This is a genomic window from Nocardioides sambongensis, from assembly GCF_006494815.1.
GTDB classification, from domain to species: Bacteria; Actinomycetota; Actinomycetes; order Propionibacteriales; family Nocardioidaceae; genus Nocardioides; species Nocardioides sambongensis.
In genome coordinates this window covers 245,121-269,902 of sequence record NZ_CP041091.1, presented here as the reverse complement: position 1 = coordinate 269,902, position 24,782 = coordinate 245,121, and the positions used below count along the sequence as shown (strand labels likewise).

Annotated in this window: 21 protein-coding genes and 3 pseudogenes; 7 read left to right on the top strand and 17 right to left on the bottom strand. The window is 71.6% G+C overall.

All coding sequences use genetic code 11. The features are described from left to right. Positions 1-99 precede the first annotated feature (99 nt). The 4 genes and pseudogenes from meaB to FIV43_RS21820 form a co-directional block, all read right to left on the bottom strand. The gene (gene meaB, locus FIV43_RS01235) at positions 100-1,152 is read right to left on the bottom strand and encodes a methylmalonyl Co-A mutase-associated GTPase MeaB (protein WP_141012662.1); all 1,053 of its coding nucleotides are present in this window, start codon (positions 1,150-1,152) and stop codon (positions 100-102) included. Then, positions 1,152-3,254 (bottom strand): annotated as a pseudogene (gene scpA / locus FIV43_RS01230) (methylmalonyl-CoA mutase); the annotation flags it as partial. The gene meaB and the pseudogene scpA, both read right to left, overlap by 1 nt. 123 nt (positions 3,255-3,377) lie before the next feature. Continuing rightward, a complete protein-coding gene (locus tag FIV43_RS01225) occupies positions 3,378-4,511 on the bottom strand; it encodes a methylmalonyl-CoA mutase family protein (RefSeq protein WP_231123600.1) in 1,134 nt (377 codons plus the stop codon). Further along, a complete protein-coding gene (locus FIV43_RS21820) occupies positions 4,436-5,089 on the bottom strand; it encodes a hypothetical protein (protein WP_231123599.1) in 654 nt (217 codons plus the stop codon). Before FIV43_RS21820 ends, FIV43_RS01225 begins: the two co-directional genes overlap by 76 nt. A gap of 160 nt (positions 5,090-5,249) precedes the next feature. Between FIV43_RS21820 and FIV43_RS01220 the strand changes: the two genes are divergently transcribed. The 4 genes from FIV43_RS01220 (at position 5,250) to FIV43_RS23010 (ending at position 9,134) form a co-directional block, all read left to right on the top strand. Beyond that, a complete protein-coding gene (locus FIV43_RS01220) occupies positions 5,250-6,320 on the top strand; it encodes a glycosyltransferase (protein WP_141012660.1) in 1,071 nt (356 codons plus the stop codon). An 83-nt stretch (positions 6,321-6,403) separates the two neighbouring features. Next, entirely contained in the window at positions 6,404-7,363 is a 960-nt protein-coding gene (locus tag FIV43_RS01215) for a LysR family transcriptional regulator (protein WP_141012659.1), read from the top strand. Positions 7,364-7,507: 144 nt separating this feature from the next. Then, positions 7,508-8,980, top strand: a complete 1,473-nt coding sequence (locus tag FIV43_RS01210) for an OFA family MFS transporter (protein ID WP_456237751.1) — start codon at positions 7,508-7,510, stop codon at positions 8,978-8,980. A gap of 25 nt (positions 8,981-9,005) precedes the next feature. Next, the gene (locus FIV43_RS23010) at positions 9,006-9,134 is read left to right on the top strand and encodes an MFS transporter small subunit (RefSeq protein ID WP_269204052.1); all 129 of its coding nucleotides are present in this window, start codon (positions 9,006-9,008) and stop codon (positions 9,132-9,134) included. A gap of 44 nt (positions 9,135-9,178) precedes the next feature. On the opposite strand, the gene fdhD is transcribed toward FIV43_RS23010, so the two are convergent. Continuing rightward, entirely contained in the window at positions 9,179-10,042 is an 864-nt protein-coding gene (gene fdhD / locus FIV43_RS01205; protein ID WP_141012657.1) for a formate dehydrogenase accessory sulfurtransferase FdhD, read from the bottom strand. A gap of 10 nt (positions 10,043-10,052) precedes the next feature. Further along, a complete protein-coding gene (locus FIV43_RS01200) occupies positions 10,053-12,371 on the bottom strand; it encodes an FdhF/YdeP family oxidoreductase (RefSeq protein ID WP_141012656.1) in 2,319 nt (772 codons plus the stop codon). A 215-nt stretch (positions 12,372-12,586) separates the two neighbouring features. Here FIV43_RS01200 and FIV43_RS01195 point away from each other — a divergent pair, with 215 nt between their 5' ends. From FIV43_RS01195 to FIV43_RS01185, 3 genes are read left to right on the top strand one after another with little or no spacing between them, the layout of a single operon-like run. Further along, positions 12,587-13,309, top strand: coding sequence for a succinate dehydrogenase cytochrome b subunit (locus FIV43_RS01195; RefSeq protein WP_141012655.1), 723 nt, complete (start codon positions 12,587-12,589; stop codon positions 13,307-13,309). A gap of 12 nt (positions 13,310-13,321) precedes the next feature. Continuing rightward, positions 13,322-15,355, top strand: a complete 2,034-nt coding sequence (locus tag FIV43_RS01190; RefSeq protein ID WP_141012654.1) for a fumarate reductase/succinate dehydrogenase flavoprotein subunit — start codon at positions 13,322-13,324, stop codon at positions 15,353-15,355. Between the two features lie 11 nt (positions 15,356-15,366). Further along, positions 15,367-16,110, top strand: coding sequence for a succinate dehydrogenase/fumarate reductase iron-sulfur subunit (locus FIV43_RS01185; RefSeq protein ID WP_141015665.1), 744 nt, complete (start codon positions 15,367-15,369; stop codon positions 16,108-16,110). Between the two features lie 240 nt (positions 16,111-16,350). Here the strand turns inward: FIV43_RS01185 and FIV43_RS01180 are convergent, their stop codons facing one another. The 11 genes and pseudogenes from FIV43_RS01180 to trpS all read right to left on the bottom strand — a co-directional run bounded on the left by FIV43_RS01180 (position 16,351) and on the right by trpS (position 24,742). After that, positions 16,351-17,379, bottom strand: coding sequence for a cytochrome c oxidase assembly protein (locus FIV43_RS01180; protein WP_141012653.1), 1,029 nt, complete (start codon positions 17,377-17,379; stop codon positions 16,351-16,353). Next, on the bottom strand, positions 17,379-18,359 hold the full coding sequence (locus FIV43_RS01175) for a copper resistance D family protein (RefSeq protein WP_141012652.1): 981 nt from the start codon (positions 18,357-18,359) through the stop codon (positions 17,379-17,381). The genes FIV43_RS01180 and FIV43_RS01175 overlap by 1 nt, the downstream gene beginning before the upstream one ends. Positions 18,360-18,672: 313 nt before the next feature. Then, positions 18,673-19,041: pseudogene (locus FIV43_RS23645) on the bottom strand (copper resistance CopC family protein); the annotation flags it as partial. After that, complete coding sequence (locus FIV43_RS23640) at positions 19,038-19,238, bottom strand: hypothetical protein (protein WP_407938878.1); 201 nt, start codon at positions 19,236-19,238, stop codon at positions 19,038-19,040. The pseudogene FIV43_RS23645 and the gene FIV43_RS23640, both read right to left, overlap by 4 nt. Before the next feature lie 95 nt (positions 19,239-19,333). Continuing rightward, positions 19,334-20,296, bottom strand: a pseudogene (locus FIV43_RS23635) (Dyp-type peroxidase); the annotation flags it as partial. Then, positions 20,296-20,883 carry a copper chaperone PCu(A)C gene (locus FIV43_RS01160; protein WP_141012650.1) on the bottom strand — a complete coding sequence of 196 codons (588 nt, stop codon included), beginning with the start codon at positions 20,881-20,883 and terminating at the stop codon, positions 20,296-20,298. The pseudogene FIV43_RS23635 and the gene FIV43_RS01160, both read right to left, overlap by 1 nt. Positions 20,884-20,957: 74 nt before the next feature. Continuing rightward, complete coding sequence (locus tag FIV43_RS01155) at positions 20,958-21,587, bottom strand: hypothetical protein (RefSeq protein ID WP_141012649.1); 630 nt, start codon at positions 21,585-21,587, stop codon at positions 20,958-20,960. Between the two features lie 195 nt (positions 21,588-21,782). Continuing rightward, complete coding sequence (locus tag FIV43_RS01150) at positions 21,783-22,010, bottom strand: SCO4848 family membrane protein (RefSeq protein ID WP_141012648.1); 228 nt, start codon at positions 22,008-22,010, stop codon at positions 21,783-21,785. 61 nt (positions 22,011-22,071) lie between these two features. Next, positions 22,072-23,139 carry a YihY/virulence factor BrkB family protein gene (locus FIV43_RS01145; RefSeq protein WP_141012647.1) on the bottom strand — a complete coding sequence of 356 codons (1,068 nt, stop codon included), beginning with the start codon at positions 23,137-23,139 and terminating at the stop codon, positions 22,072-22,074. Next, positions 23,136-23,654 (bottom strand): 2'-5' RNA ligase family protein, encoded by a 519-nt coding sequence (locus tag FIV43_RS01140; protein WP_141012646.1) that lies wholly within the window; start codon positions 23,652-23,654, stop codon positions 23,136-23,138. Before FIV43_RS01140 ends, FIV43_RS01145 begins: the two co-directional genes overlap by 4 nt. Then, entirely contained in the window at positions 23,654-24,742 is a 1,089-nt protein-coding gene (gene trpS, locus FIV43_RS01135; protein ID WP_141012645.1) for a tryptophan--tRNA ligase, read from the bottom strand. Before trpS ends, FIV43_RS01140 begins: the two co-directional genes overlap by 1 nt. Positions 24,743-24,782: the final 40 nt, after the last annotated feature.

The window sequence follows — 24,782 nt, the reverse complement described above, 5'->3', positions numbered from 1 at the left end:
CCGCGCTCGCGACCCCGACGGGCAGTGCCCGCGGGGGTCAGCCGGAAGGCACCCGCCCGCCGGTCCGGTCTCCGGTGCCAGCGACTGGCTCGGAACTCATCAATTGACGGGATCGTCGTCCGGACCGGCGGCAGCCCGATCCGAGGCCGACGTGCGGTCCCGGTCGTAGGCGGCCAGCAGCCGGTCGGCCGCGAGCGGCGCGGTGAGCTCACCACCGAGCAGGGCGGAGCGGACCTCGGCCTGGACCTCCCGCACCCCCTGGCTGTGTCGCAGGCGCTGGTCGAGCTCGTCGCGCACCAGCGCCCAGGTGAACTCCAGCTGCTGCTCGGCGCGCTTGCGCAGCAGTCCGTCGACCCCGAGGTCCTCCCGGTGGCGCAGCACCTGCGCCCAGACCTCGTCGACCTTGGCGCCGGTGAGTCCGGAGCAGGTGACCACCGGCGGCGCCCACTCGTCGTGGCCACGGACCAGTCGCAGCGCACCGGCGAGCTCGCGGGCGGCACCGCGGGCCTCCCGCTCCCGCGCGGGGTCGCTCGGGTCGGCCTTGTTGACCGCGATCACGTCGGCGATCTCCAAGATGCCCTTCTTGATGCCCTGGAGCTGGTCGCCGGTGCGGGCCAGGGTGAGGAAGAGGAACGTGTCGACCATGCCCGCCACGGTGATCTCGGACTGACCGACCCCGACGGTCTCGACCAGGATCACGTCGAAGCCGGCGGCCTCGAGCACCGACATCGCCTGGGTGGTCGCGCGCGCGACCCCGCCCAGCGTCCCGGCCGACGGCGAGGGCCGGATGAAGGCGGCCGGATTGACCGCGAGGGCCGCCATCCGGGTCTTGTCGCCGAGCACCGAGCCACCGGTCCGCACGCTGGAGGGGTCGACCGCCAGCACCCCCACCCGGTGACCGGCGGCGGTGAGCTGCGCGCCGAGCGCCTCGATGAAGGTGGACTTGCCGACCCCGGGGACGCCGGAGACCCCGACCCGGACGGCCGCGGGCTCCCGGTCGGCGGCATCGGCCGCCAGCCGGGTGAGCAGGTCCCGCGCCGTGGCGCGGTGCCGGGGTGCGGTCGACTCGACCAGGGTGATCGCCCGGGACACCGCGGCCCGGTGTCCCTGGGCGATGCCGTCCAGCAGGTCCTGCAGGCCGGGCCCGGCCATCAGTGCTCGAGCAGGTCGCGGAGCTTGGCCAGCAGGTCGAGCGCAGACTCCGCGATCACCGTGCCGGGGAGGAACACCGAGGCGGCACCCATCTCCTGCAAGGTCGGCACGTCGTCCGGCGGGATGACGCCGCCGATGACGACCATGATGTCGTCACGTCCCTGCTCGGCCAGCGCGTTCTTCAGCGCCGGGAGCAGGGCGAGGTGGCCGGCGGCCAGGGACGAGACGCCGACGATGTGCACGTCGGCGTCGATCGCCTGCTGCGCGACCTCCTCCGGGGTGGAGAAGAGCGGCCCCACGTCCACGTCGAAGCCCATGTCGGCGAAGGCCGAGACGACGACCTTCTGCCCGCGGTCGTGCCCGTCCTGGCCCATCTTGGCCACCAGGATCCGGGGGCGACGTCCCTCCGCCTCGGCGAACTCGTCGGTCGCCTCACGGACCTGGGCGACCAGGGAGTCCCCGGCGCCGTCGTTGGCCTGGCCGGCCTCGTCGCGGTACACGCCGGAGATGGTACGGATCACCGCCTGGTGGCGGCCGTACACCTTCTCCATCGCGTCGGAGATCTCACCGACCGTGGCCTTGGCGCGCGCGGCGCCGACCGCGAGGTCGAGCAGGTTGCCCTCGCCGGACTCCGCGCTGCGGGTGATCGCCTGCAGGGCGCCGTCGACCTCGTTCTGGTCGCGCTCGGCACGCAGCCGCTCGAGCTTGGCGACCTGCTGGCGGTAGACGTCGTCGTTGTCGACCTTGAGCACCTCCAGCGGGTCCTCGGACTCCAGCCGGAAGGTGTTCACCCCGATCAGCTTCTGCGCCCCGGAGTCCAGGCGGGCCTGGGTGCGTGCGGCCGCCTCCTCGATGCGCATCTTCGGGATGCCCTGCTCGATGGCGGCGGCCATGCCGCCGGCGGCCTCGGCCTCGGTGATGTGCGCCCAGGCGCGCTCGGCGAGGTCGTGGGTGAGCTTCTCCACGTAGTAGGAGCCCGCCCACGGGTCGATCGTCTGCGTCGTACCGGACTCCTGCTGGAGCAGGAGCTGGGTGTTGCGGGCGATCCGGGCCGAGAAGTCGGTCGGCAGCGCGATCGCCTCGTCGAGGGCGTTGGTGTGCAGCGACTGGGTGTGCCCCTGCGTGGCGGCCATCGCCTCGATGCAGGTGCGGCCCACGTTGTTGTACACGTCCTGCGCGGTCAACGACCAGCCCGAGGTCTGGCTGTGCGTGCGCAGGCTCAGGCTCTTCGGGTTCTGCGGGTCGAACTGGCGGACCAGCCGGCTCCACAGCGCGCGGGCCGCGCGCATCTTGGCGACCTCCATGTAGAAGTTCATCCCGATCGCCCAGAAGAAGGACAGCCGCGGCGCGAACTGGTCGATGGTCAGGCCCGAGTCGAGGCCGGCGCGGATGTACTCGACGCCGTCGGCCAGGGTGTAGGCGAGCTCGAGGTCGGCGGTCGCCCCGGCCTCCTGCATGTGGTAGCCGGAGATCGAGATCGAGTTGAACCGCGGCATCCGCTGGCTGGTGAAGGCGAAGATGTCGGAGATGATCCGCATCGACGGCGCCGGCGGGTAGATGTAGGTGTTGCGGACCATGAACTCCTTGAGGATGTCGTTCTGGATGGTCCCCGCGAGCTGCTCCGGCTTCACCCCCTGCTCCTCGGCGGCGGCGATGTAGAGGGCGAGCACCGGCAGGACGGCGCCGTTCATCGTCATCGAGACCGACATCTGGTCCAGCGGGATGCCGTCGAAGAGGGTGCGGGTGTCGTAGATCGAGTCGATCGCCACCCCCGCCATCCCGACGTCGCCGCGCACCCGCGGGTGGTCGGAGTCGTAGCCGCGGTGGGTGGCCAGGTCGAAGGCGACGCTGAGGCCCTTCTGCCCGGCGGCCAGGTTGCGGCGGTAGAAGGCGTTGGACTCCTCGGCGGTGGAGAAGCCGGCGTACTGGCGGATCGTCCACGGCTGGGTGGTGTACATCGTCGGGTACGGACCGCGCAGGAAGGGGCTCAGGCCGGGCCAGGTGTCCAGCGCGTCGAGGCCCTCGAGGTCGGCGGCTCCGTAGGAGGGCTTGATCTCGATGCCCTCGGGGCTGTGCCAGGGCTGCCGGTCGCCGTGCAGCGCGCCGGTGTCCGGGCTGGTGCCGCCATTGAGGGCAGGCCGGAGAAAGAAGAAGGAATGCTCATGCGGGGTCCCCACTGAGTTGTTCGGAGGAGCGAAGCGGAGGAGAAGAACTCTGCGGGGTGTTCATGCCAGGGCCTCCCGGGTCCGGTTGAGGAAGGCGAGGGCGTCCACGCCCATCGCGCACGCGTCGTCGGTGTAGTCGGTGGCCCGGCCGGCGATGATCACCCGGCTCGCACCGGCCTCACGCAGGGCCGCGGCCGCCTGCTCGCCCCACTCGGCGTAGGTCGGGTCGGCGCCGGCCAGACAGACCACCGGGCTCTGCACGCCGGTCCGGTACGCCGCCACCAGCGCGTCGACGCCATCGGTGGCACCGGCCACCTCGACCGCGACACCGCCGGCGGCGAGCAGGTTGCTGGCGAAGGTGGCGCGAGCGGTGTGCTGGGCGATGGTGCCCAGCGTGGCCAGGAAGACCGGGCGCGCGGCCGGGGCGTCGCGCAGGGCCTCGAAGGAAGCGCCGTAGCGGCGTACCTCGTGACCGGCCGGGTCGCCGGCGACCGGGGCCCGCTCGGGCAGTGTCTCGGCGAGGTTCGGGAACTCGCTGAGCCCGGTGATCGGGCGCTTGCGCTGGGCGATCTGGGCCTCGCGACGCTCGACCACGTCCGCGATCAGCGGCTCCAGGTCCTCGCCGTCCTCGAGGCGCCCGAACAGCTCCCACGCGGCGACCGCGAGGTCGTCGGTGAGCTTCTCAACGGCGTAGGCGCCACCGGCGGGGTCGGCCACCTCCGCCACGTGGGACTCGTCGATCAACAGGTGCGAGAGGTTGCGGGCGATCCGTCGGCCGAAGCCGTCCGGCTGGCCCAACGGCGCGTCGAAGGGCAGCACGGTGACCGCGTCCGCCCCGCCCACGCCGGCCGCGAAGGCGGCCACGGTGGTGCGCAGCATGTTCACGTAGGGGTCGTAGCGGGTGAGCATCGGGCGGCTGGTCACCACGTGCTGGCGCTGCGCGGTCGCGTCGGGGCCCTCGGCGCCGGAGAGCTCGAGGACCCGGGCCCACAGCCGGCGCGCGGCACGGAGCTTGGCGATGCTCGGGAACTGCTCGTCGGTCACCGCGTAACGGAACTCGATCAGCGCGGCGGCGTCCGCGGCGGAGAACCCCGCGTCGACCAGGGTGCGCAGCGCGGTCACGCCGGTGCGCAGGGACGCGGCGAGCTCCTGGACGTCGGAGGCGCCGCGGTCGTGGACCGCGGTGGCGTCCACGACGACCCGAGGATCCGGTGCTCGGCGGCGAGGCGGGCGACGGCCACCAGGTCCTCGGCCGAGGCGGTCGCGGCGTCCGCGCCCAGGTTGGTCCCCGGGTGCGGGTCCACGCCGGCCCGGTCGACGTGGTCGAGCAGCGCCCGCGCCGCGGCGAGCGGCTGCTCGGAGGTCAGCACGACCGGTGCGAGGTCGAGCAGCACCTTGTCCAGCACCGCGGGCAGCTCGCTGCCGTCGGCGGTCGCGACCCACAGCGAGGTGACCCCGCCGTCGAGGTCGACCAGCGCGTGCTCGTTGAGCAGCGCGGCGTCCGCGCCGCCGAGGTGGCTGCGGATGTCCCAGGCACCGGCGCGGGTGGGTCGACCGGCGGTCTGCAGCGACTCCAGGTCCTCCGGGCTGCCGATCGGGGTGACCGCGATCCCGTCGAGCGTGGGGCGGGTGAGCCGCTCCCAGACCAGCGAGTCCGGGTCGTCCTCGGCGAGCTTGCGGGTCTTGCGGAGCACGGCGGCGGTGGCCGCCTCCCAGTCGGAGCGCGAATGCGCGTCCTCGGGCTGCGCCAGCTGCAAGGTGGTGTCAGTCACGAGCGACAAGCCTATCCGTGACAGCAGTGGTGTCACCGAAGTGTGACCATTCTCCGGCTACCGAGCGGTAGCCCGACCGACCCCGGCGACCCCCGAATCGTTCACCGGGCGTCCACCGCCCGCTGGCGGTGCGGCAACGCCACCGGCGGACCGTGGTGACATGCGGATCTCCCTGGTCACCGAGACCTTCTATCCCGCCGTCGACAGCACCACCACGACCCTGAAGGCCACCGCCGACCACCTCCTGGACCAGGGACACCAGGTGCAGATCATCGCGCCCGGTCCCGGCCTGGCCAGCTATCGCGGCTGTCCGGTCGCGCGGGTGCGTCCGCTGGAGCCCACCGGGGCCCAGGTGCGGGAGGCGATCACCGACTTCGCACCCGAGCTGGTGCAGACCCACTCCCCCCGCACGGTCGGCCGCAAGGCCCTCAAGCACGCCCGACGCTGCGGGGTAGCCACCCTGGTCGTCGAGCAGTCGCCCGTGCTGGACCTGGCCGCCGACTACTGGCGCGCCAAGGTCGCCCAGCGCGCCGACCGGCTGCTGGTCACCTCCAGCTGGATGGTCAGCCGGGCCGCGGAGCTCGGCGTCGAGGCGGGCCTGTGGCAGCCCGGGGTCGACCCCGCCGCCTTCACCCCCGCGCTGCGCGACCAGTGGCTGCACGGCGCCTGGTCGCGCGCCAAGGGTGCCGGCACGAACGCCACCCGCCGCGACGGGCTGACCGTCGTCGGGTTCGTCGGCGCCCTGCACAAGCGGCACGGGGTACGACGCCTGGCCGACCTCGCCGACCTGCCCGGCATCCGCCTCGTGGTGATCGGCGCCGGACCGGAGCGCGACTGGCTCGCCCGGCGCCTGCCGACCGCGAAGTTCACCGGCCCGCTGCAGACCGGCGACCTGACCGTCGCGCTCCCCACCCTGGACGTGCTGGTCCACCCCGGCACCCAGGAGACCGACAGCCATGTGCTGCGCGAGGCGGCGGCATCCGGCGTACCGGTGGTGGCGCCCCGGGCCGGCGGCGCGATGGACGTGGTGCGCCACCTGGAGACCGGCGTGCTCTACGACGCGCACCGTGGCCCGGACCTGCGCCGCGCCGTGGCGGCCGTCGTCGCCGACCGGCGCCGCGGCCTGCTCGGTGAGCAGGCGCGGGCGCGGGCCGAGCGTCGTACCTGGCGCGACGCCGTCGCGGAGCTCGTCGCCGAGCACCACCCGGCCCCGGCCGCGCTGCCGGTCTGATCGGGCCTCGGATCGGGCGCGTCCAGAGGTCGACGCGAGCGCGGCGGTGGGCGCCGCCACGACGGATGCGGTAGGCATGCAACATGCTGCTCCGGCAACTCGAGTACCTCGCCGCCCTCTCCCGCGAGCAACACTTCGCACGCGCGGCCGCGGTGTGCCACGTCACGCAGCCCGCCCTGTCCGCCGGCATCCGGCGCCTCGAGCAGGAGCTGCACGTCCAGATCGTCCGACGCGGCCAACGGTTCGAGGGCTTCACCCCGGAGGGCGAGGAGGTGCTGCGCTGGGGGCGGCGCATGCTCGCGGAACGTGAGGCGCTCGACCAGACGCTGTCCAGCATGCGCGAGGGGCTGGTGGGCACGCTGAGGATCGGCGCCATCCCGACCGTGCTGCCCATCTCGTCGCTGCTGACCACTCCGCTGCGGCGCCAGCATCCGGGCGTCCAGTTCGTGCTCGAGTCGATGACGTCGCGCGAGATCACGATGCGTCTCAACGACTTCGACATCGACGTCGGGATGACCTACGTCGACGGTGAGCCGCTCGGCCGGGTGCGGGTGGTGCCGCTCTACGAGGAGCGCTACCTCTTCCTGACACCGTCCGACGGTCCGTTCGGCGACCGCACCTCGCTGACCTGGGCCGAAGCGGCGGGCACCCCGCTGGTCCAGCTGACCAGCGACATGCAGAACCGTCGCATCGTGGACGAGCTACTCGCCGAGACGGGGGTCGATTCCGATGTCGCCGTGGCGACCGACACCGTCGCGGCGATCTACGCCCACGTCACGGTCATGGGTCTGTCCAGCGTGGTGCCGCACACCTGGTTGCCGAACTTCGGCGTGCCGGACCGCACCCGGGTGGTCCGGCTGCCCCGACCGCGCCGGGCCTACCGCATCGGCCTGGTGCTCGCCGGCCACGGCCCGGAGTCGATGCTCGCGCGAGCGCTCGTCGACACCGCACGGTCGGTCGACATCGATGACGAGGTGGACCAGCTGATGGCCGGGTTGTGGCGAGCCGCCGCCCCGTCGTCGATGGAGCCCGACAGTCGATAGAGCCCGGTTATTGAACGATTCACAGGGGGACTTTGACGAGCCTCGTCGCGCGTCCGTAACTTCTCGCGCGGGCAGTGGCGCCGGTCACAGCGACGACGCGCTGCCGCGCCAGATGGGCCCGTCAGGGCCCGCCACCAACCGGAGGTGCACACCTTGCCAGCGCTGTCATTCCTGGATCGCGCCCACACGATCGCCCGTCCCGGGTACAGCCGCTGGCTGATCCCGCCGGCTGCGCTCGCCATCCACTTCTCCATCGGACAGGCCTACGCGACCAGCGTCTACAAGGGTCAGCTCCAGGAGCACTTCGACGCCGGTCACACCTCGATCGGCATGATCTTCTCGATCGCGATCGTCGTGCTCGGCCTCTCCGCCGCCCTCTTCGGCACCTGGGTGGACCGCGTCGGTCCGCGTCGGACGATGTTCACCGCCGCGTGCTGTTGGGCCTCGGGCTTCGTGGTCGCTGCCGGCGGCGTCGCCCTCGGCGGCACCCTCGGCCTCTGGGTGGTCTACCTCGGCTACGGCGTGATCGGGGGCATCGGCCTCGGGCTCGGCTACATCTCGCCGGTGTCGACGCTGATCAAGTGGTTCCCCGACCGTCCCGGCCTGGCCACCGGCATGGCCATCATGGGCTTCGGCGGCGGCGCGATGATCGCCTCACCCTTGTCGAAGAGGCTGATGTCGGCGTACGGCGGAGATGCCGGACACCAGGTGAGCATGCTCTTCCTCACCCTGGCGGTCATCTACTTCTGCTTCATGATGTTCGGCGTCTTCCTGGTCCGGGTGCCCGCACCCGGTTGGCACCCGGCGCACTGGGACCCGGCCGAGCACAAGCCGAAGAAGCTCCAGACCACCGCGCACGTCTCGGCCGGCAACGCGATCCGGACGCCCCAGTTCTGGCTGCTCTGGGTCGTCCTCATGTGCAACACGACCGCGGGCATCGGGATCCTGGAGAACGCCGGACCGATGATCCAGGACTTCTTCCGCGAGGAAGGTGCCGACGGCATCTGGCGCTCCACCCTGGACGCCGACCCGGCGACCGTGGCGGTGATGGCCGGCGGCTTCGTCGCACTGCTGTCGGTCGGCAACATGGCCGGACGCTTCCTGTGGTCGACGTGCTCGGACTTCGTGGGGCGCAAGAACATCTACATGCTCTACCTCGGCGGCGGCGCCCTGATGTTCCTGATCCTGGCCTCGGCCGGCTCCACCTCGGTCGCTCTCTTCGTCCTGCTCTGCATGGTGATCGTGTCGTTCTACGGCGCCGGTTTCGCGACCGTGCCGTCCTACCTGCGTGACCTGTTCGGGACCTTCCAGGTGGGTGCCATCCACGGGCGGCTGCTGACGGCATGGTCGACCGCGGGCATCCTCGGGCCGCTGATCATCAACGGCGTGCTGGACGCCCAGACCCCGGTCCAGGGTCCCGATCCGGAGAACCCCGGCGGCACGGTCGACGTACTGACGGCCTCGGACTATGCGCTCGGCCTCTACATCATGGTCGGCGTCCTGGCGATCGGCTTCGTGTGCAACCTGCTGATCAAGCCGGTCGCCGCGCGGTTCCACGAGACCGGCAGCGTGACCGACGCGGCCGACGGCACCCGCGCCGTCGACGCGCACTCCTGACCCACCCACTCGCAGAGGAGACATCGTGAACGATCAGCACGCGGGCAGCGACCAGAAGCTGCAGATCGCCCTCGCCTGGACGGTGGTGGGCATCCCGTTCGCCTATGGCATCTACAACTCGGTGAAGGCGGCGCTGGACCTCTTCACCGGTTAGCCGGCCACCACCGCTGGGTCGCTGACCCGACGTGTCGCGTCGGGTCAGCGACCCTGCCCGGATCCACCGGCTCCGGGCCGAGCGCCGTGCATCACCCGTTCGGCGCCCGCGTAGACGTTCATCGAGTCGCCGCGCAGGAAGCCGACGAGGCTGAGCCCGTTCTCCTCCGCGAGGTCGGCGGCGAGCGAGGACGGCGCCGACACGGCGGCGAGCATCGGGATCCCCGCCATCACCGCCTTCTGGACCAGCTCGAACGACGCGCGTCCGCTGACCATCAGGATCGTCCCGCGCAGCGGCAGCATGCCGGTGCGCGCCGCGTGACCGACCACCTTGTCGACCGCGTTGTGCCGGCCGACGTCCTCCCGCACGTGCATCAGCTCACCGTCGGCGGTGAACAGCGCCGCCGCATGCAGCCCGCCGGTGCGGTCGAAGACGCGCTGCGCCGCACGCAGCCGGTGTGGCAGGTCGGCGAGGACCGCCGTGCTCACCCTCAGCGGGTCGCGCGCCACCGACCAGGTGATCGCCGTACGCACGGAGTCGAGACTGGCCTTGCCGCACAGCCCGCACGAGGAGCTGGTGTAGAAGTTCCGCTCCACGGAGGTGGCGATCGGCGGCACGGACGGGTCGAGCACGACGTCGACGACGTTGTAGGTGTTGCTGCCGTCCTCCGTGGCACCGGCGCAGTAGCGCGCCGAGACCACGTCCTCGGTGGAGCGCACGACGCCCTCGCTGACGAGGAAGCCGACAGCGAGATCGAAGTCGTCACCGGGTGTGCGCATGGTGACGGCCAGCGCGCGGCCGGCCACCCGGATCTCCATCGGCTCCTCGACCGCGAGGGTGTCGGCCCGGTCGACCACGGCACCCTGGCGGATCCGCACGATCCGGCGGCGGGCGGTCAGCCGCCCCATCGCGGCCCCCTCATCCGCCGGCCGTGTCGGCGGCGGGCTCCAGGCGGACCACGATGCCCTTCGACGTCGGGGTGTTGCTGATGTCGGCGACGCTGTCGAGCGGGACCAGGACGTTGGTCTCGGGATAGTAGGCAGCGGCCGACCCGCGCGCGGCCGGGTAGGCCACGACACGGAAGCCGGGGGCGCGGCGCTCGACGCCGTCGGCCCAGACACTGACCAGGTCGACGAGCGACCGGTCCGCGACCCCCAGCTCGTCGAGGTCGGCAGGATTGACCATCACCACCCGTCGCGCGTCGTGGATGCCGCGGTAGCGGTCGTTCGGCGTGTACGGGATGGTGTTCCACTGGTCGTGGGACCGCAGGCTCTGCAACACCAGGTGTCCCGGCGGCGCCGCCAGCATCTCGAAGTCGTTGCAGGTGAAGACCGCGCGTCCGCTCGGCGTCCGGAACACGCCCGAGTTGACCGGGTTCGGCAGGCGGAAGCCGCCCGGTGCCGCGACGCGGGCGTTGAAGTCTTCGAACCCCGGAACGACGCGGGAGATCCGGTCCCGGATCAGTCCGTAGTCGGACTCGAAGTCGGCCCAGGGGATGTCCGGGTCCGGCCCGAGGGTTCGCTCGGCGAGGCGCGCGATGATGGCGACCTCGCTGAGCAGGTACGGCGACGCCGGGGCCAGCCGCCCTCGCGAGGCGTGCACCTCGCTCATCGAGTCCTCGACGGTCACGAACTGCTCTCCGGACGCCTGGATGTCGCGATCGCTGCGGCCCAGGGTGGGCAGGATCAGCGCGACGTCGCCACACACGGTGTGCGATCGGTTCAGCTTGGTCGAGACCTGGACCGTCAGCCGGCAGTTGCGCAGCGCCTGCTCGGTGACCGCGCTGTCCGACATCGCCCGGACGAAGTTGCCGGCCATGCCGACGAAGACGCTCGCCCGTCCGTCGCGCATCGCGCGGACCCCGGCCACCGAGTCGTAACCGTGTCCGCGGGGAGGCTCGAACCCGAACTCGGCGCCGAGAGCGTCGAGGAACCAGTCCGGCATCCGCTCCCAGATGCCCATCGTCCGGTCTCCCTGGACGTTGCTGTGGCCGCGGACCGGGCACACTCCCGCACCGGGCCGGCCGAGGTTGCCGCGGAGCAGCAGGAAATTCACGACCTCCCGGATCGTGGGCACCCCGTGCTTGTGCTGGGTGAGGCCCATCGCCCAGCAGACGATGATCGACCTGCTGGACAACACGTGCTCCAGGACCGCCTCGATCTCGGCGCGCTCGAGCCCCGTGGCGTCGAGGACGTGCTCCCAGGTGACCGAACGCACGTGGGCGGCGAACGCGTCGTACCCGGTGCAGTGCGCGTCGACGAACGCGCGGTCGACCACGGTGCCGGGTGCCTGCTCCTCCGCCTCGAGCAGGAGCCGATTGAGCATCTGGAACAGGGCGAGATCGCCGCCGGGACGGATCTTGAGGAAGACATCGGCGATGTCGGTGCCTCGGCCGAGCACCCCGCGCGCCTTCTGCGGGTTCTTGAAGCGCAGCAGCCCCGCCTCGGGCAGCGGGTTGACCGCGATCACCGTCCCGCCGTTGCGCTTGGTCTCCTCGAGTGCGGAGAGCATCCGCGGGTGATTGGTGCCCGGGTTCTGGCCGACGACGAACACCAGGTCCGAGGTGTGGATGTCGTCGAGCGACACGCTTCCCTTGCCGATGCCGAGGGTCTCGCTGAGGCCCGAGCCGCTGGACTCGTGGCACATGTTCGAGCAGTCGGGCAGGTTGTTGGTGCCGTAGGCGCGGGCGAAGAGCTGCAGCAGGAACGCGGCTTCGTTGCCCACCCGCCCCGAGGTGTAGAACATCGCCTCGTCCGGCGACGCGAGGTCGTTGAGCGCGTCGCCGACGATGTCGAAGGCCTCGGCCCAGCCGATCGGCTCATAGTGCGTCCCCCCGGAGCGCTTCACCATCGGCTCGGTCAGGCGACCCTGCTCGTTGAGCCACGTGTCGGAGCGCCTGCCGAGGTCGGACACCGCGTGCTCGACGAAGAACTCGCGGGTGACTCGGCGCTTCGTCGCCTCGTCGGCGACGTGCTTGGCGCCGTTCTCGCAGTACTCGTTCCGGTGACGGTGCTGCGGATCGGGCCAGGCGCAGCCGGGGCAGTCGATGCCGTCGGCCTGGTTGAGGTTCAGCAGGGTGAGCGCGGTGCGCCGCGGCCCGGCCTGGGCCACCGAGTACTCGAGGGCATGGACCACACCGGGAACGCCCGCGGCGTACTCCTTCGGCGCCGTCACCTCGAGTCGCTCGGCGCCGTCCCCACCCGATCGCTCGGCCCGCCTCGACGACTTCGACACCATCGCCCCTGCCTCCTCACACCCGTCCGTCGGAGCAAGGCTGGTCGTCTGCGGTTGTACGCGTCAAAGACGAAATGTGGATGCCCTGATAGACAGATCTGATCAACTCGTGACGGGCCGGTCGAGGCTCTCCACCGACCGGTAAGGGTCGCCTTACGTGCATATCTCACATGACGCGGCTCACCCATTCGCCGTCAGCGGGAGTAGCCTGACCCCTCGTGGCAACGACGACGCGACCCTCATTGGTGAAGGGCTCACGAGCAGCCCGATCGACCATCGCCCTGAAAATCCTCATGGCCGTCAGCGGCCTGCTGTTCATCGCCTTCGTCCTGGCGCACATGTACGGCAACCTCAAGGCCTTCAGCGGCGAGGACTCGTTCAACGAGTACGCCGAGCACCTGCGCGAGATCGGCGAGCCGATGCTTCCGCACGAGGGTGCGCTGTGGATCATCCGGGTCGGCCTGATCGTGGCGCTGGTCGTCCACGTCACCTGCGCGGTGATCCTGGCCAAGCGCGCTGCGCGGGCCCGCCCCGTCAAGTACGTCGTCAAGACCAACAACGGCTCGTCGGTCTCCTCGCGCACGATGCGCTGGGGCGGCGTCACCATCCTGGCGTTCCTGGTCTGGCACCTGCTCAACTTCACGATCGTCAAGATCAACCCGAGCAACGGTGAGACCGGCGACCCGGAGCACAACCCCTACAAGCTGATGGTGGAGTCGTTCGACGTCTGGTGGATCACCGTGATCTACCTGCTCGCGATGCTCGCCCTCGGCATGCACCTGCACCACGGCACGTTCAGCTCGCTGCAGACGCTGGGCTTCACCAACTCCGCCACCTCCCGCGCCCGGGCCCGGGCTGCCGGCTGGGTCGTCGCGATCGTGATCGCCGGCGGCTTCGCGCTGGTTCCGCTGTCCGTCCTCGTCGGCATCATCGAGAAGTAAGGAGCCGCACCCATGGCTGGCAGCACCCTCCACGACGGCACCACCCCGCTCAACACGGCCCCGTCGCAGACCTCCGACGACGCGCACGGCTACTACACAGCCGGCGAACCGATCGTCGACCCCGTGGCTCCCACCGGACCGATCAAGGACCGCTGGACCAACCGCAAGTTCGAGAACCGCCTGGTCAACCCGGCCAACCGGCGCAAGCTCGACATCATCATCGTCGGCACCGGCCTGGCCGGCGGCGCCGCCGCCGCCACGCTCGGCGAGGCCGGCTACAACGTGAAGTCCTTCTGCTACCAGGACTCGCCGCGCCGGGCCCACTCGATCGCCGCCCAGGGCGGCATCAACGCGGCCAAGAACTACAAGGAGGACGGCGACTCCACCTTCCGCCTCTTCTACGACACCGTGAAGGGCGGCGACTACCGCAGCCGCGAGTCGAACGTCTACCGCCTGGCCGAGGTCAGCGCGAACATCATCGACCAGTGCGTCGCCCAGGGCGTCCCGTTCGCCCGCGAGTACGGCGGTCTGCTGGACAACCGCTCCTTCGGCGGCGTGCAGGTCTCCCGCACCTTCTACGCCCGCGGCCAGACCGGTCAGCAGCTGCTGATCGGCGCCTACCAGGCGATGGAGCGCCAGGTCGCCGCCGGCACCGTCGAGCAGTTCACCCGGCACGAGATGCTCGAGCTGATCCTCGTCGACGGCAAGGCCCGCGGCATCATCGCCCGCGACATGGTCACCGGCGAGATCGAGACCCACCTCGCCGACGTCGTGGTGCTGGCCACCGGCGGCTACGGCAACGTCTTCTTCCTCTCCACCAACGCGATGGGCTCCAACGTCACCGCCGCGTGGCGCGCGCACCGCAAGGGCGCCTACATGGCCAACCCCTGCTACACGCAGATCCACCCGACCTGCATCCCGGTCTCCGGCGACCACCAGTCGAAGCTGACCCTGATGTCGGAGTCGCTGCGCAACGACGGCCGGATCTGGGTGCCGAAGAAGAAGGAGGACTGCACCAAGGACCCGCGGGAGATCCCGGAGGAGGACCGCGACTACTACCTGGAGCGGATCTACCCCTCCTTCGGCAACCTGGTCCCCCGCGACATCGCCTCCCGCGCCGCGAAGTACATGTGCGACGAGGGCCGCGGCGTCGGTCCGATGGTCGGCGACTTCCGCCGTGGCGTCTACCTGGACTTCTCCGACGCGATCAACCGTCTCGGCGAGGACGCGGTCCGCGAGAAGTACGACAACCTCTTCGACATGTACGAGCGGATCACGGGCGAGAACCCGTACCAGGTCCCGATGCGGATCTACCCCGCCGTGCACTACGTGATGGGCGGCCTCTGGGTCGACTACCACCTGCAGTCGAACATCCCCGGCCTGTTCGTGTCGGGCGAGGCCAACTTCTCCGACCACGGTGCGAACCGACTCGGCGCCTCGGCGCTGATGCAGGGTCTGGCGGACGGCTACTTCGTGCTGCCGAACACGATCCGCGACTACCTCGCCGACGGCCCGTTCGAGAAGATCGACGAGTCCCACGAGGCCGTCGTGGAGGCTCGCAAGAACGTCGAGGAGCGGATCGAGAAGTTCCTCTCCATCAACGGCACCCGCAGCGCCGACAGCTACCACAAGGAGCTCGGCCACATCATGTGGGAGTACTGCGGGATGGAGCGGACCGAGGAGGGCCTGCGCAAGGCGATCGACATGATCCGCGAGCTCAAGGCCGACTTCTGGACCAACCTGAAGGTGCTCGGCTCGGCGGACACGCTCAACCAGAGCCTGGAGAAGGCCGGCCGCGTCGCCGACTTCATCGAGCTCGGCGAGCTGATGTGCATCGACGCGCTGAACCGGCGCGAGTCCTGCGGCGGCCACTTCCGCGGCGAGTCGCAGACCGATGACGGCGAGGCGCTGCGTCACGACGACGAGTTCGCCTACGTCGCGGCCTGGGAGTGGGGCGGTGACTCGCTCGAGGGCGGTCAGCCGGTCCTGCACAAGGAAGACCTGATCTACACGGCCATCGAGATGAAGCAGAGGTCCTACAAGTGAGCGCGGGCGAGATGAACCTGACCCTCAAGATCTGGCGCCAGTCGGGCCCGAACGACGCCGGCGGCATCCACACCTACCAGGTGGCCGGCATCTCTCCGGACATGAGCTTCCTGGAGATGCTCGACGTCCTCAACGAGCAGCTGAACGAGAAGGGCGAGGAGCCCGTCGCGTTCGACTCCGACTGTCGCGAGGGCATCTGCGGCACGTGCTCGCTGATGATCAACGGCCAGGCGCACGGCCCCGAGGTCACCACCACCTGCCAGCTGCACATGCGCTCGTTCAAGGACGGCGACACGATCACCGTCGAGCCGTGGCGCGCCGAGCCGTTCAGCGTCATCAAGGACCTGATCGTCGACCGCTCCGCGTTCGACCGGATCATCCAGTCCGGCGGCTTCATCTCCGCCAACACCGGCTCCGCACCGGAGGCCAACTCGGTCCCGGCCCCGCGGGACAAGGCGATGCGCGCGTTCAACGTGGCCACCTGCATCGGCTGCGGCGCCTGCGTGGCGGCGTGCCCGAACGGCTCCGCCTCGCTCTTCCTCGGCGCCAAGATCACCCACCTCGGCGAGCTCCCCCAGGGCCAGCCCGAGCGCTACAGCCGGGTGGTCGACATGGTCGGCCAGCACGACCACGAGGGCTTCGGCGGCTGCACCAACATCGGTGAGTGCGCCTCGGCCTGCCCGAAGGAGATCCCGCTGGACGTGATCAGCCAGCTGAACAAGGACCTGCGTACGGCCATGAAGAACGGCCACTGACCGACCCGTCGATCGTCCGTTCGGGACCGCTCGACCGTTCGTTCGGGACCGCTCGGCGCGGTGAGGACCTCGCACTGCCACCCGGTGATCCGGGTGGCAGTGCTGCTTTTCCCGTACGGCGGACGCCCGCGCGGCGTCGTACCGGGGTGCCGAGTCGACCGGGCCGGAACCCCCGACTCAACGGGGCCAACCCCCAACTCAACGGGGCCAACCCCCGACTCAACGGGGCCAACCCCCAACTCAACCGCGGTCGTGCTCGGAGATCCCCTGCAGCATCCGGTTGTAGGCCTCCAGCTCGGCGTCGCCGTCCCGGTCCGCGGCCCGGTCCCGGCGCCGCGCGGTGCGGGTGTCGTCGCGCCACCACTGGATCACCAGGACGACGATGACCATCACCATCGGCACCTCGCCGAGTGCCCAGTTCATCGATCCGGCCAGGTTCTGGTCGGCGAGCAGGTCGGGCACGTACGGCACCGAGAGCAGCGTGTAGTAGTCCTCGCCGATGATCCGGTCCGACCCCATCACGGTGACCGAGAAGAAGGCGTGGAACGGCATCGTGACGAGCAGCAGGAGCAGACGGCTCAGGTAGGGCACCGGGTGGCCGGGGCGCTCCCCCAGCAGCAGCTCGAAGAAGATCAGGCCGGCCGCCAGGAAGTGCACCTCCATCGCGGCGTGGCCGAGGTGGCTGCGCATCAGCCAGTCGAACATGCCGGTGAGGTAGACCGCGTACAGGCTGCCCACCAGCAGCAGCCCGGCCGTCACCGGGTGGAACAGCCACCGTGCCGGGCGGGAGGCGAGTGCGCCGGCGAGCATCTGCCGCGGACCGGCGCCCCCGGGGACGTCGGAGCCGGGCAGCGCGCGCAGGGCGAGCGCGATCGGGCCGCCGACGACGATCAGGATCGGCGCCACCATCGACAGCAGCATGTGCGCGGCCATGTGCGCGCTGAACATCACGTGGGCATAGGTGCCCAGTCCGCCGAAGGTCGCGTAGGCGATCACCAGCAGCCCGGCGAAGAAAGCGATCGTCCGGCCGATCGACCAGTGGTCGCCGCGGCGGCGCAGCCGCAGCACGCCGGCCAGGTAGGCGGCCCCACCGATCGCGACCACGGCCAGACCGACCCCGTTGGGCGTGTAGGACCACAGCAGCCGGCCCAGCGTGGGCTCCGGCGGGACCGGCCCACCCAGCACGCTCTCGGCCACCGACGTGTAGGGCTCGCCGACCGGGGTCGGGGTGCGGGAGAGTCCGACGCCGAGGCCGATCGCGGTGGCCATCAGCACCCCTCGCCGGCGGTGATGGCGGCCAGCGAGCGCCAGCTGCCCGGTCCGCGGGAGATCACGGCGCGCCGCACCCGCAGGGCGAGCAGGCCGATCACGCCGAGCACGGTGACCTTGACCAGCGCGCCCACCGCGTAGGCGGAGTCGAGCTCGTCGAAGGAGCCGATCCGCACCCAGGCGCTGACCACGCCGGACGCCGCGGTCAGCGCGAAGCACCAGGTGGCGACGGCGGCGAACCGGCGCACCGCACGCTCCTGCAGCGAGCGGTCGAGGGCCAGGTGCCACCACAGGGCGACCAGGCCGCCGACCCAGACCACCGCCGCCAGGACGTGCACCAGGATCGCGACGATCGCGGTGTCGTGGCTGCCCGAGGAGGCCGCGTGGCCGGTCAGCAGCGGCGGCGTCACGGCGGCCAGTGCCAGGACCAGCAGGACCAAGGCACCACGCGAGGTCAGCACCCAGCGGACCGCGACCGCGACGACCGCGGCCATCAGTGCCTGCACCAGGAGCGCCTGCCCCTGGTCCACGGTGCGCAGGAACCCGCTGACCTCCCGGAACGTCATCCGGCTGACCGGCACCGCGAACTGGTCGGAGTAGGTCAGCACCGCCTGCACCAGCGCGGTCGCCGCCCAACCCGCCGCCAGCCAGCGCACCGCCCCCGTCGCGCGCAGCGCACGCCCGGTCAGGTCGTCACCGGGCCGCCGCATCGTGAGCGGTACGACGAGCAGGCCGGCCAGCACGCCCACCGCGAGCAGGTCCGCGGCCAGCCGGCTCAGCGGCAGGCCCCACCCGGTCACCCGGCCGGGGTCGGGCAGACCCGGGATCGGCTCCTGCGGTGCTCCCCCGCCGGCCAGCAGGAGGACGATCAGCGCACCCACGGCCGCCAGCACGGCGGCGAGCACCACCGGTCCGCGCTGCGGACCGCCCCGGGGGTCGTCGACCTCGGAGGCGGGGGCGGTGGGCTCGTGGGTGGTCACTCGGACTTCCTCCGGCGGGAGAGCAGGTACAGCACGCCGGCCGCGGCGAAGAGGCCGATCCCGACGGCCCACTGCACGGTCCGCAGCGACGAGTCGTCGGAGTCGGACGCCTCCGACTCGGCACCGGACCCGGCATCGGACCCGGAGTCGGAGTCGGCGGGGCCGACTCCGCGGCGGAGTCGGAGCCGTCGGTCCCGTCGGTGCCACCCTCACCCGAGGACGTCGCCCCCGCGCCGGCGGCGGGTCCGTCGCCGACCACGAACGCGTACTGTCCGGTGACCGGGTGACCGTCGGCGGAGACCACCCGGAACGCGACGGTGTAGCTGCCCTCGGCCGCACCGTCCGCGACGGCGACGGACACCTCGGAGCCGTCGACGGCGACCTCGCCCTTGCCGGCCTCCTCGCCGTCGGGTCCGGTCACCACGATGTAGGCCGGCTCACTCATCGACTCGCTGAAGGTGAGGGAGATCCGCGCGGGCACCGCGTCCAGCCGGTCGCCGTCGCCGGGGTCGGAGGAGACCAGGCTGGCGTGCGCCGAGGCCGGGGCGGACCAGCCGGCGCCGAGCAGCAACGCCACCGCCGCGAGCGCGGCGATCAGACCGCCCGTTCCCGCCCGTCGGCGGCCGGAGCGGGCGCCGGGGCGCCGCCGGCGTCGTGGTGCCGGTGCGGGTTGGGCGGTCATGCCGTGTCCTCCTGGTCGGTGCCGGACTCCAGCAGCTGCTGGCCGACGTACCCATCTTCGGGCGCGGCGGGCGGAATCGCGTAGACGGCGGAGCCGATCGCGGTCGCCCACTCGTTGAGCCGGTCGGTCTCGGCGAGCCGGCGCTGGACCGGGACGAAGGACCCGGCGACGTCCGCGGTGAACGCGAGGAAGACCAGGCCGGAGTCGTCGCCCCGGGCTTCGAGGGGTCCGCCACGTTGTAGTTGTAGGCCCGGCGAAGGAACTGCTCCTCGGGCGTGCGGTGCCGGGCCCGGGCGATGTGGCTGGCCGGGTCGATCACCGGGAAGCCGAACCGGTCGGTCGCCTCGAAGTCCGGCTCGTCGAACTCGTTCGCCCCGGTCAGCGGGGCGCCGTTGTCGAGGCGGCGACCGATGGTGGCCTCCCGCCCGGTGCGGTCGACACGGTCCCAGCCGGCCATGTCCATCCGGAACCGGCGCACCACCAGGAAGGTGCCGCCGTCGAACCGCGGATCGCCAGCGGCCCACACCCGCTTGTCGAAGACCGGCTCGGCGGGATCGAGGTTGACGGTGCCGTCCACCTGGCCCATCAGGTTCCGCATCGTGGTGCCCGCGGGCGCGGTGCCGCGGGCGGTGCGGAAGCCCTCCTGGATCCACGCCGGCACGGCGAAGGCGGCGGCGTCCTTGAGCAGCATCCGGCGGGCGTGTGCCAGCGTGGTCGGGTCGTCACAGCACACCTGGGCGACCACGTCGGTCTGCGCCCAGGCGTCCTCGAGCCGGTCCCCGGCGAACTCCGGCAGCGCCTCCAACCCGAGGCGCTCGGGGCGCCGCACCAGTCGCTCGACGACGCGCGGGCCGAACCCGAAGGTCACGGTGAGCCGGGACGGGTAGGCGGCCAGCTCGGGCTCGGTGTCGGCCAGGGCTCCCTCTCCCCCCGCCAGACGCCGTGCGTCGTCGGTGAGCAACCGCATCATCCGGCTCAGACCGGACCGGGTGGGACCACCGGTGAGGTTCCATCCGACCAGCGCCAGGTGGGCCTGCGGCGGGGTGTCGACACCGGCCTGGTGGCGCCCGGCGTCCACGGCCGTCTCGGTGCCCGCGGTCGGGGCGATGCTGAGGGTCTGCGTCGCGTCCGGTGCCGCCGCGGCGGCCCGGTCGGCGACCACCGCCGACACGCTCCACCCCGCGCCGGCGCCGCCGACCGCGGCGGCACCGGTGCGGAGCAGCCGGCGGCGGTCCCAGCGAGGACCGCCGCCCATCAGTGGTCGCCGCCCTCGGAGCTCTCGCCGCCCATGTCGCCCATGTCGCCGTGCTCGCCGTCCTGGTAGTTCTCGTCGGCGCCGGTGAAGGGCTTCGCGGTGGCCTCGACGGCCAGCGTGGTGCCGTCGTCGAGGGCGAAGGTGACGGTGACCGTGGTGCCGGCCTCGACGGGCTCGGTCAGGCCCATCAGCATCACGTGGTCGCCACCCGGCTCGAGCACGTGCTCACCGCCGGCCGGAATGGTGAAGCCGCCCTCCTTGGCCTGCATCGCCATCGAGCCGTCGTCGTTCTGCACGGTCTCGTGCAGCTCCGTCGTGTCGCTGGCCGAGGTGGTGGCGCCGACCACCGTGATGTCCTCGTCGCTCTCGTTCACCAGGGTGCCGAAGGCGGCGCTCATCTCGTCCTTCGTCGCCTTCACCCACGGGTCGGTGACGGTGAGCGACGCCGCCTCGTCGGACGTCGCGCTGGACGGGGTCTCGGCGGCGGCCTCCTCGCCGGAGTCGCTGCCACAGGCGGCCAGCGCCGGTGCCAGCACCAGGGCGAGCAGCCCGGCCGGGACGGCGAGCTTGGTTCGGGTCTTCGTCATGTCAGGGTTTCCGTTCGTCGGGGGCGCGGGTGCGCGCCGGGGAGCGCCGTGCTCCGGGCCGGACGACGGCCGGGTCAGCAGGACGCGTGGGACACCCGGGGACCGCGGAGCGGCGCCGGGCGGAGGTGGAACGGACGGGCCGGTGGACCTCGGGCGCTGCGGGTCGCGGTGACGCCGCGGGTACGTCGTACCCGGGGCCGGGCGAGGGCGAGCGTCCGCGTCGTCCCCGGTGGCCTCACCGCACCCGGGATCCGCGGCAGCAGGCGGACCAGCAGGCCGGCCAGCAGGTCGAGGACCGCGCGGTCCAGGCCCGCGGTGAGCCCGACCACGACCAGCGCGACGGCGGCGTGCCCGGCGAGCATCGGGACCGACGGCAGTGCTGCGGCACCCAGGCCGGCCGCGGCACCGCCGTGATGGCTGTGGCCGCCGCCGGAGGGCGACATCAGCAGGCACAGGTGGCCGACCAGCTGGGCGGCACCGGCGACCGCGAGCAGTCGCCCCGGAGCGACTGCGTCGGCGCGGGTGAGGACGATGCCGAGCGGCACCGCGACTGCGACGACGGCGAGGCCGGGCGCCACCTCGACGGTGCCTCCGGCGGCGACGTGGGCGACCAGCGCCCCGAAGGCGGCGACCAGGCCGGCGATCAGGCCCCGCGCCCTGCGCACGCCGAGCGGTGTCGACGCCGCGGTGGCGGACACGCTCATGGTCAGGACTCCCACGCAAGTGCGACGTGCCGGCGTCCGGCGCCGACCGGCCCGGGGCCGGGCCACTGGGATCGATTCTAGGCGGCGGGCCACGCCGGGCCGATTCTGCGGTGCCGGTGCCGACGCGACGGTCGTCACACCGGCTCGGGGGCGCCGGACCCGGTGCCGGCCAGCGCGGCCGGTGCCGGCCGGGGGTCAGGCCTTGCGGGTGCTGCGCAGCGCCTTCCAGCCCAGCGACCCGAGCAGCGCGGCGATGGCGACGTTGACCACGATCAGCACCGTGTGGGCCACCCAGTAGCCGGTGGCCCGGTCCTCACCCGACTCGTAGGCGGAGTAGAGGTTCTTGGCGAAGTTGCCGAACGTGATCACGTTCCAGGCAGCGACGAGCAGGAGCAGGACGGCGTGCTTGCGTTCGAACTTCATCAGGCTCTTCCTTGTGCGGGTCCCGGCGGCGTGCGCGCACCGGGGGTCGGTGGTGCGGCCCTCAGCGCCGTCGGCGGACGACGGCGACCAGCGCGAGCATGGCGGCGCCTCCGGCGGCGAACGGGGTGACCCACGAGCGCTCACCGGCGGACTTCTCGGGCCGGCGGAACCGTGGGGACGGCGGGCCGTAGAGCACCGCGGGTGCGGCCGGTCGGGCCGCGATCGCGATCGGCGAGGTGTAGGCCCAGGAGGCGGCGTACAGCACCACTCGGGCGAAGTAGTTGATCCAGACCACCAGGATCAACGCGATCCCGAACGCCTGGAACGCCGGGGAGTCGGCCGTCGCTGCCAGCAGCCACTGCGAGATCTGCTTGAGGATCTCGAAGGCGACGCCACCGACCAGGGCGCCGGACCACAGCGCCTTCGCCGGGATCTCCGGCTGCGCCAGCACCCGGAACAGCGCGAAGAACAGCAGCATGTTCGCCACCAGCCCGAGCAACACGGCCAGCACGGCGAGCAGCCAGCTCAGCTGGTCGCCGAGGTCGACCAGCTCGAGGATCTGCTCGGAGAGGCCGCGCACCACCCCCGAGAAGCTGACGCTGAGCAGCAGGATCACGCCCAGGGTGACCAGCGCGACCAGGTCCCGCAGCTTTCCGAAGACGAAGTTGGGCTGCTCCCGCTCCGGCATCTCGAACATCACCAGCAGCGCGGTCCGGGTGCTGGAGAGCCAGCCGAGTCCGGAGTAGAGGACCAGCAGCAGACCGACGGAGAGGATGCCCGGGGCGGAGTCCCGGATGGTGTCCAGCGAGATCTGGCCCTCGTCGTTGCCGACCAGGCGCGGGAAGACCGCGTTGATCGCACTGATCAGGTCGGCCTCGGCGTCGGGGTAGATCTTCGCCAGGAAGCCGACCAGCGCGAAGGCCAGGGCCAGGATCGGGAAGAACGAGATGAACCCGAAGTAGGTGATGCCGCCGGCCTGGATGCTGCCCTTGGCAGCGCTGAAGTGCTCGACGGTGTCCAGGACGTGGTCGAGCAGGGGTCGCTCGCGCCGCGCCCGCAGCAGCCGGAGCTGGAGCTTCGACTGCTTCTTGGCCGAGGCGTTGTCGGGTGTGCTGTCCGTGGTCGTCATCCCGTGCCGGCTCCGAGCGCGAACGTGCTCCGGGCCTGCCACCCCGCTTCCCCTTCGTGGACGTACAGGTGGAACTCGGCGACCTCGAAGCTGCACTCGAAGTCCCGGAGATCGTCGAAGGCCCGGTCCAGCTCGGCGTCGCCGAGGTGGTGCGCCACGGTCACGTGGGGGTGGTAGGGGAAGGCGAGCTCGACCGCGAGCGGCCCGCGACGCAGCGCGTGGGCCAGCTGCTCGCACTGGGAGATGCCCTCGGCGAGACTGACGAAGACGACCGGCGAGATCGGCCGGAAGGTGCCGGTCCCGCGCAGGTGCACGCCGAACGGAGCGGCGTCGGCACAGGCCGCGGCCAGGTGCTCCTGGATCGCGGTGAGGTCCTCGTCGCACTCGGTCGGCGGGATCAGGGTGATGTGGCTCGGCACCCCGGCCGCCGTCGGGTCGCCGATCTCACGCCGGTAGTCCTCCAGCTGGGCCGCCCAGGGCTCCGGTACGGCGATCGCGACGCCGATCGTCGGCATCAGGCGCCCGCGGCCGACCGGCGCAGCGGTGCGACGAAGCCGACCTGCTGGTAGACGTCGCGCAGGGTCGCCTCGGCGACGGCGCCCGCGGTGTCGGCGCCGTCGGCGAGCACCTCCATCAGGTACGCCTGGTCGTCGAGGTACTCCAGCGTCCGGTCCCGGAACGGGGTGACGAAGTCCACCACGATCTCGGCGACCTCCTTCTTGAGGTCGCCGTACATCCGACCGGCGTAGGCCTCCTCGAAGTGGGCGACCGACTGCCCGGTCAGTGCCGAGGCGATGGTGAGCAGGTTGCTCACCCCCGGCTTCTCCTCGAGGTCGAACCGGATCTCGGCGCCGGAGTCGGTCACCGCGGAGCGGATCTTCTTCGCGGTCCGCTTCGGGTCCTCCAGCATCTCGATGATGCCGCCGGGCGACGAGCTGGACTTCGACATCTTCCGGGTCGGGTCCTGCAGGTCGTAGAGCTTCGCCGTCTCCTTGAGGATGTAGGGCTCGGGCAGGCGGAAGGTCTTCTTGAAGCGACTGTTGAACCGCTGCGCGAGGTCCCGGGTGAGCTCGAGGTGCTGGCGCTGGTCCTCGCCGACCGGGACGAAGTGCGGCCGGTAGAGCAGGATGTCGGCGGCCATCAGGACCGGGTAGGCGAACAGCCCGACGCTCGCCGCGCCCTCACCGCCCTTCGCGGACTTGTCCTTGAACTGGGTCATCCGCCGCGCCTCGCCGAAGCCGGTCAGACCGTTGAGCACCCAGGCCAGCTGCGCGTGGGCGGGCACGTGACTCTGCACGAAGATCGCCGAGCGCTTCGGGTCGACGCCGGCGGCGAGCAGCTGCGCGGCACCGCGCAGGGTGCGCTCGCGCAGCACCTTGGGGTCCCACTCGACGGTGATCGCGTGCTGGTCGGCGATGAAGAAGAACGGCTGGTACTCCCGCTGGAGGTCCACCCACTGCCGCACCGCGCCGACGTAGTTGCCCAGGTGGAACGACTCGGAGGTCGGCTGGATCCCGGAGAGGACGCGCGGACGCGCACCCGACCCGGGAGCGGCCGGCTGCGCCGTCTGCGGCGCAGGCTGCTGCTCGGTGGTGGCGGACATGCCACCGATTGTCGCAGGAGGCGGGTGGTCCTCCGCAACG

Excerpts from the sequence above, each read along its gene's own strand:
- meaB (WP_141012662.1), bottom strand. The coding sequence starts at position 1,152 with ATGGCCGGGCCCGGCCTGCAGGACCTGCTGGACGGCATCGCCCAGGGA.
- FIV43_RS01220 (WP_141012660.1), top strand. The coding sequence starts at position 5,250 with ATGCGGATCTCCCTGGTCACCGAGACCTTCTATCCCGCCGTCGACAGC.
- FIV43_RS01215 (WP_141012659.1), top strand. The coding sequence starts at position 6,404 with ATGCTGCTCCGGCAACTCGAGTACCTCGCCGCCCTCTCCCGCGAGCAA.
- fdhD (WP_141012657.1), bottom strand. The coding sequence starts at position 10,042 with ATGGGGCGGCTGACCGCCCGCCGCCGGATCGTGCGGATCCGCCAGGGT.
- FIV43_RS01200 (WP_141012656.1), bottom strand. The coding sequence starts at position 12,371 with ATGGTGTCGAAGTCGTCGAGGCGGGCCGAGCGATCGGGTGGGGACGGC.
- FIV43_RS01190 (WP_141012654.1), top strand. The coding sequence starts at position 13,322 with ATGGCTGGCAGCACCCTCCACGACGGCACCACCCCGCTCAACACGGCC.
- FIV43_RS01185 (WP_141015665.1), top strand. The coding sequence starts at position 15,367 with ATGAACCTGACCCTCAAGATCTGGCGCCAGTCGGGCCCGAACGACGCC.
- FIV43_RS01180 (WP_141012653.1), bottom strand. The coding sequence starts at position 17,379 with ATGGCCACCGCGATCGGCCTCGGCGTCGGACTCTCCCGCACCCCGACC.
- FIV43_RS01160 (WP_141012650.1), bottom strand. The coding sequence starts at position 20,883 with ATGACGAAGACCCGAACCAAGCTCGCCGTCCCGGCCGGGCTGCTCGCC.
- FIV43_RS01155 (WP_141012649.1), bottom strand. The coding sequence starts at position 21,587 with ATGAGCGTGTCCGCCACCGCGGCGTCGACACCGCTCGGCGTGCGCAGG.
- FIV43_RS01150 (WP_141012648.1), bottom strand. The coding sequence starts at position 22,010 with ATGAAGTTCGAACGCAAGCACGCCGTCCTGCTCCTGCTCGTCGCTGCC.
- FIV43_RS01145 (WP_141012647.1), bottom strand. The coding sequence starts at position 23,139 with ATGACGACCACGGACAGCACACCCGACAACGCCTCGGCCAAGAAGCAG.
- FIV43_RS01140 (WP_141012646.1), bottom strand. The coding sequence starts at position 23,654 with ATGCCGACGATCGGCGTCGCGATCGCCGTACCGGAGCCCTGGGCGGCC.
- trpS (WP_141012645.1), bottom strand. The coding sequence starts at position 24,742 with ATGTCCGCCACCACCGAGCAGCAGCCTGCGCCGCAGACGGCGCAGCCG.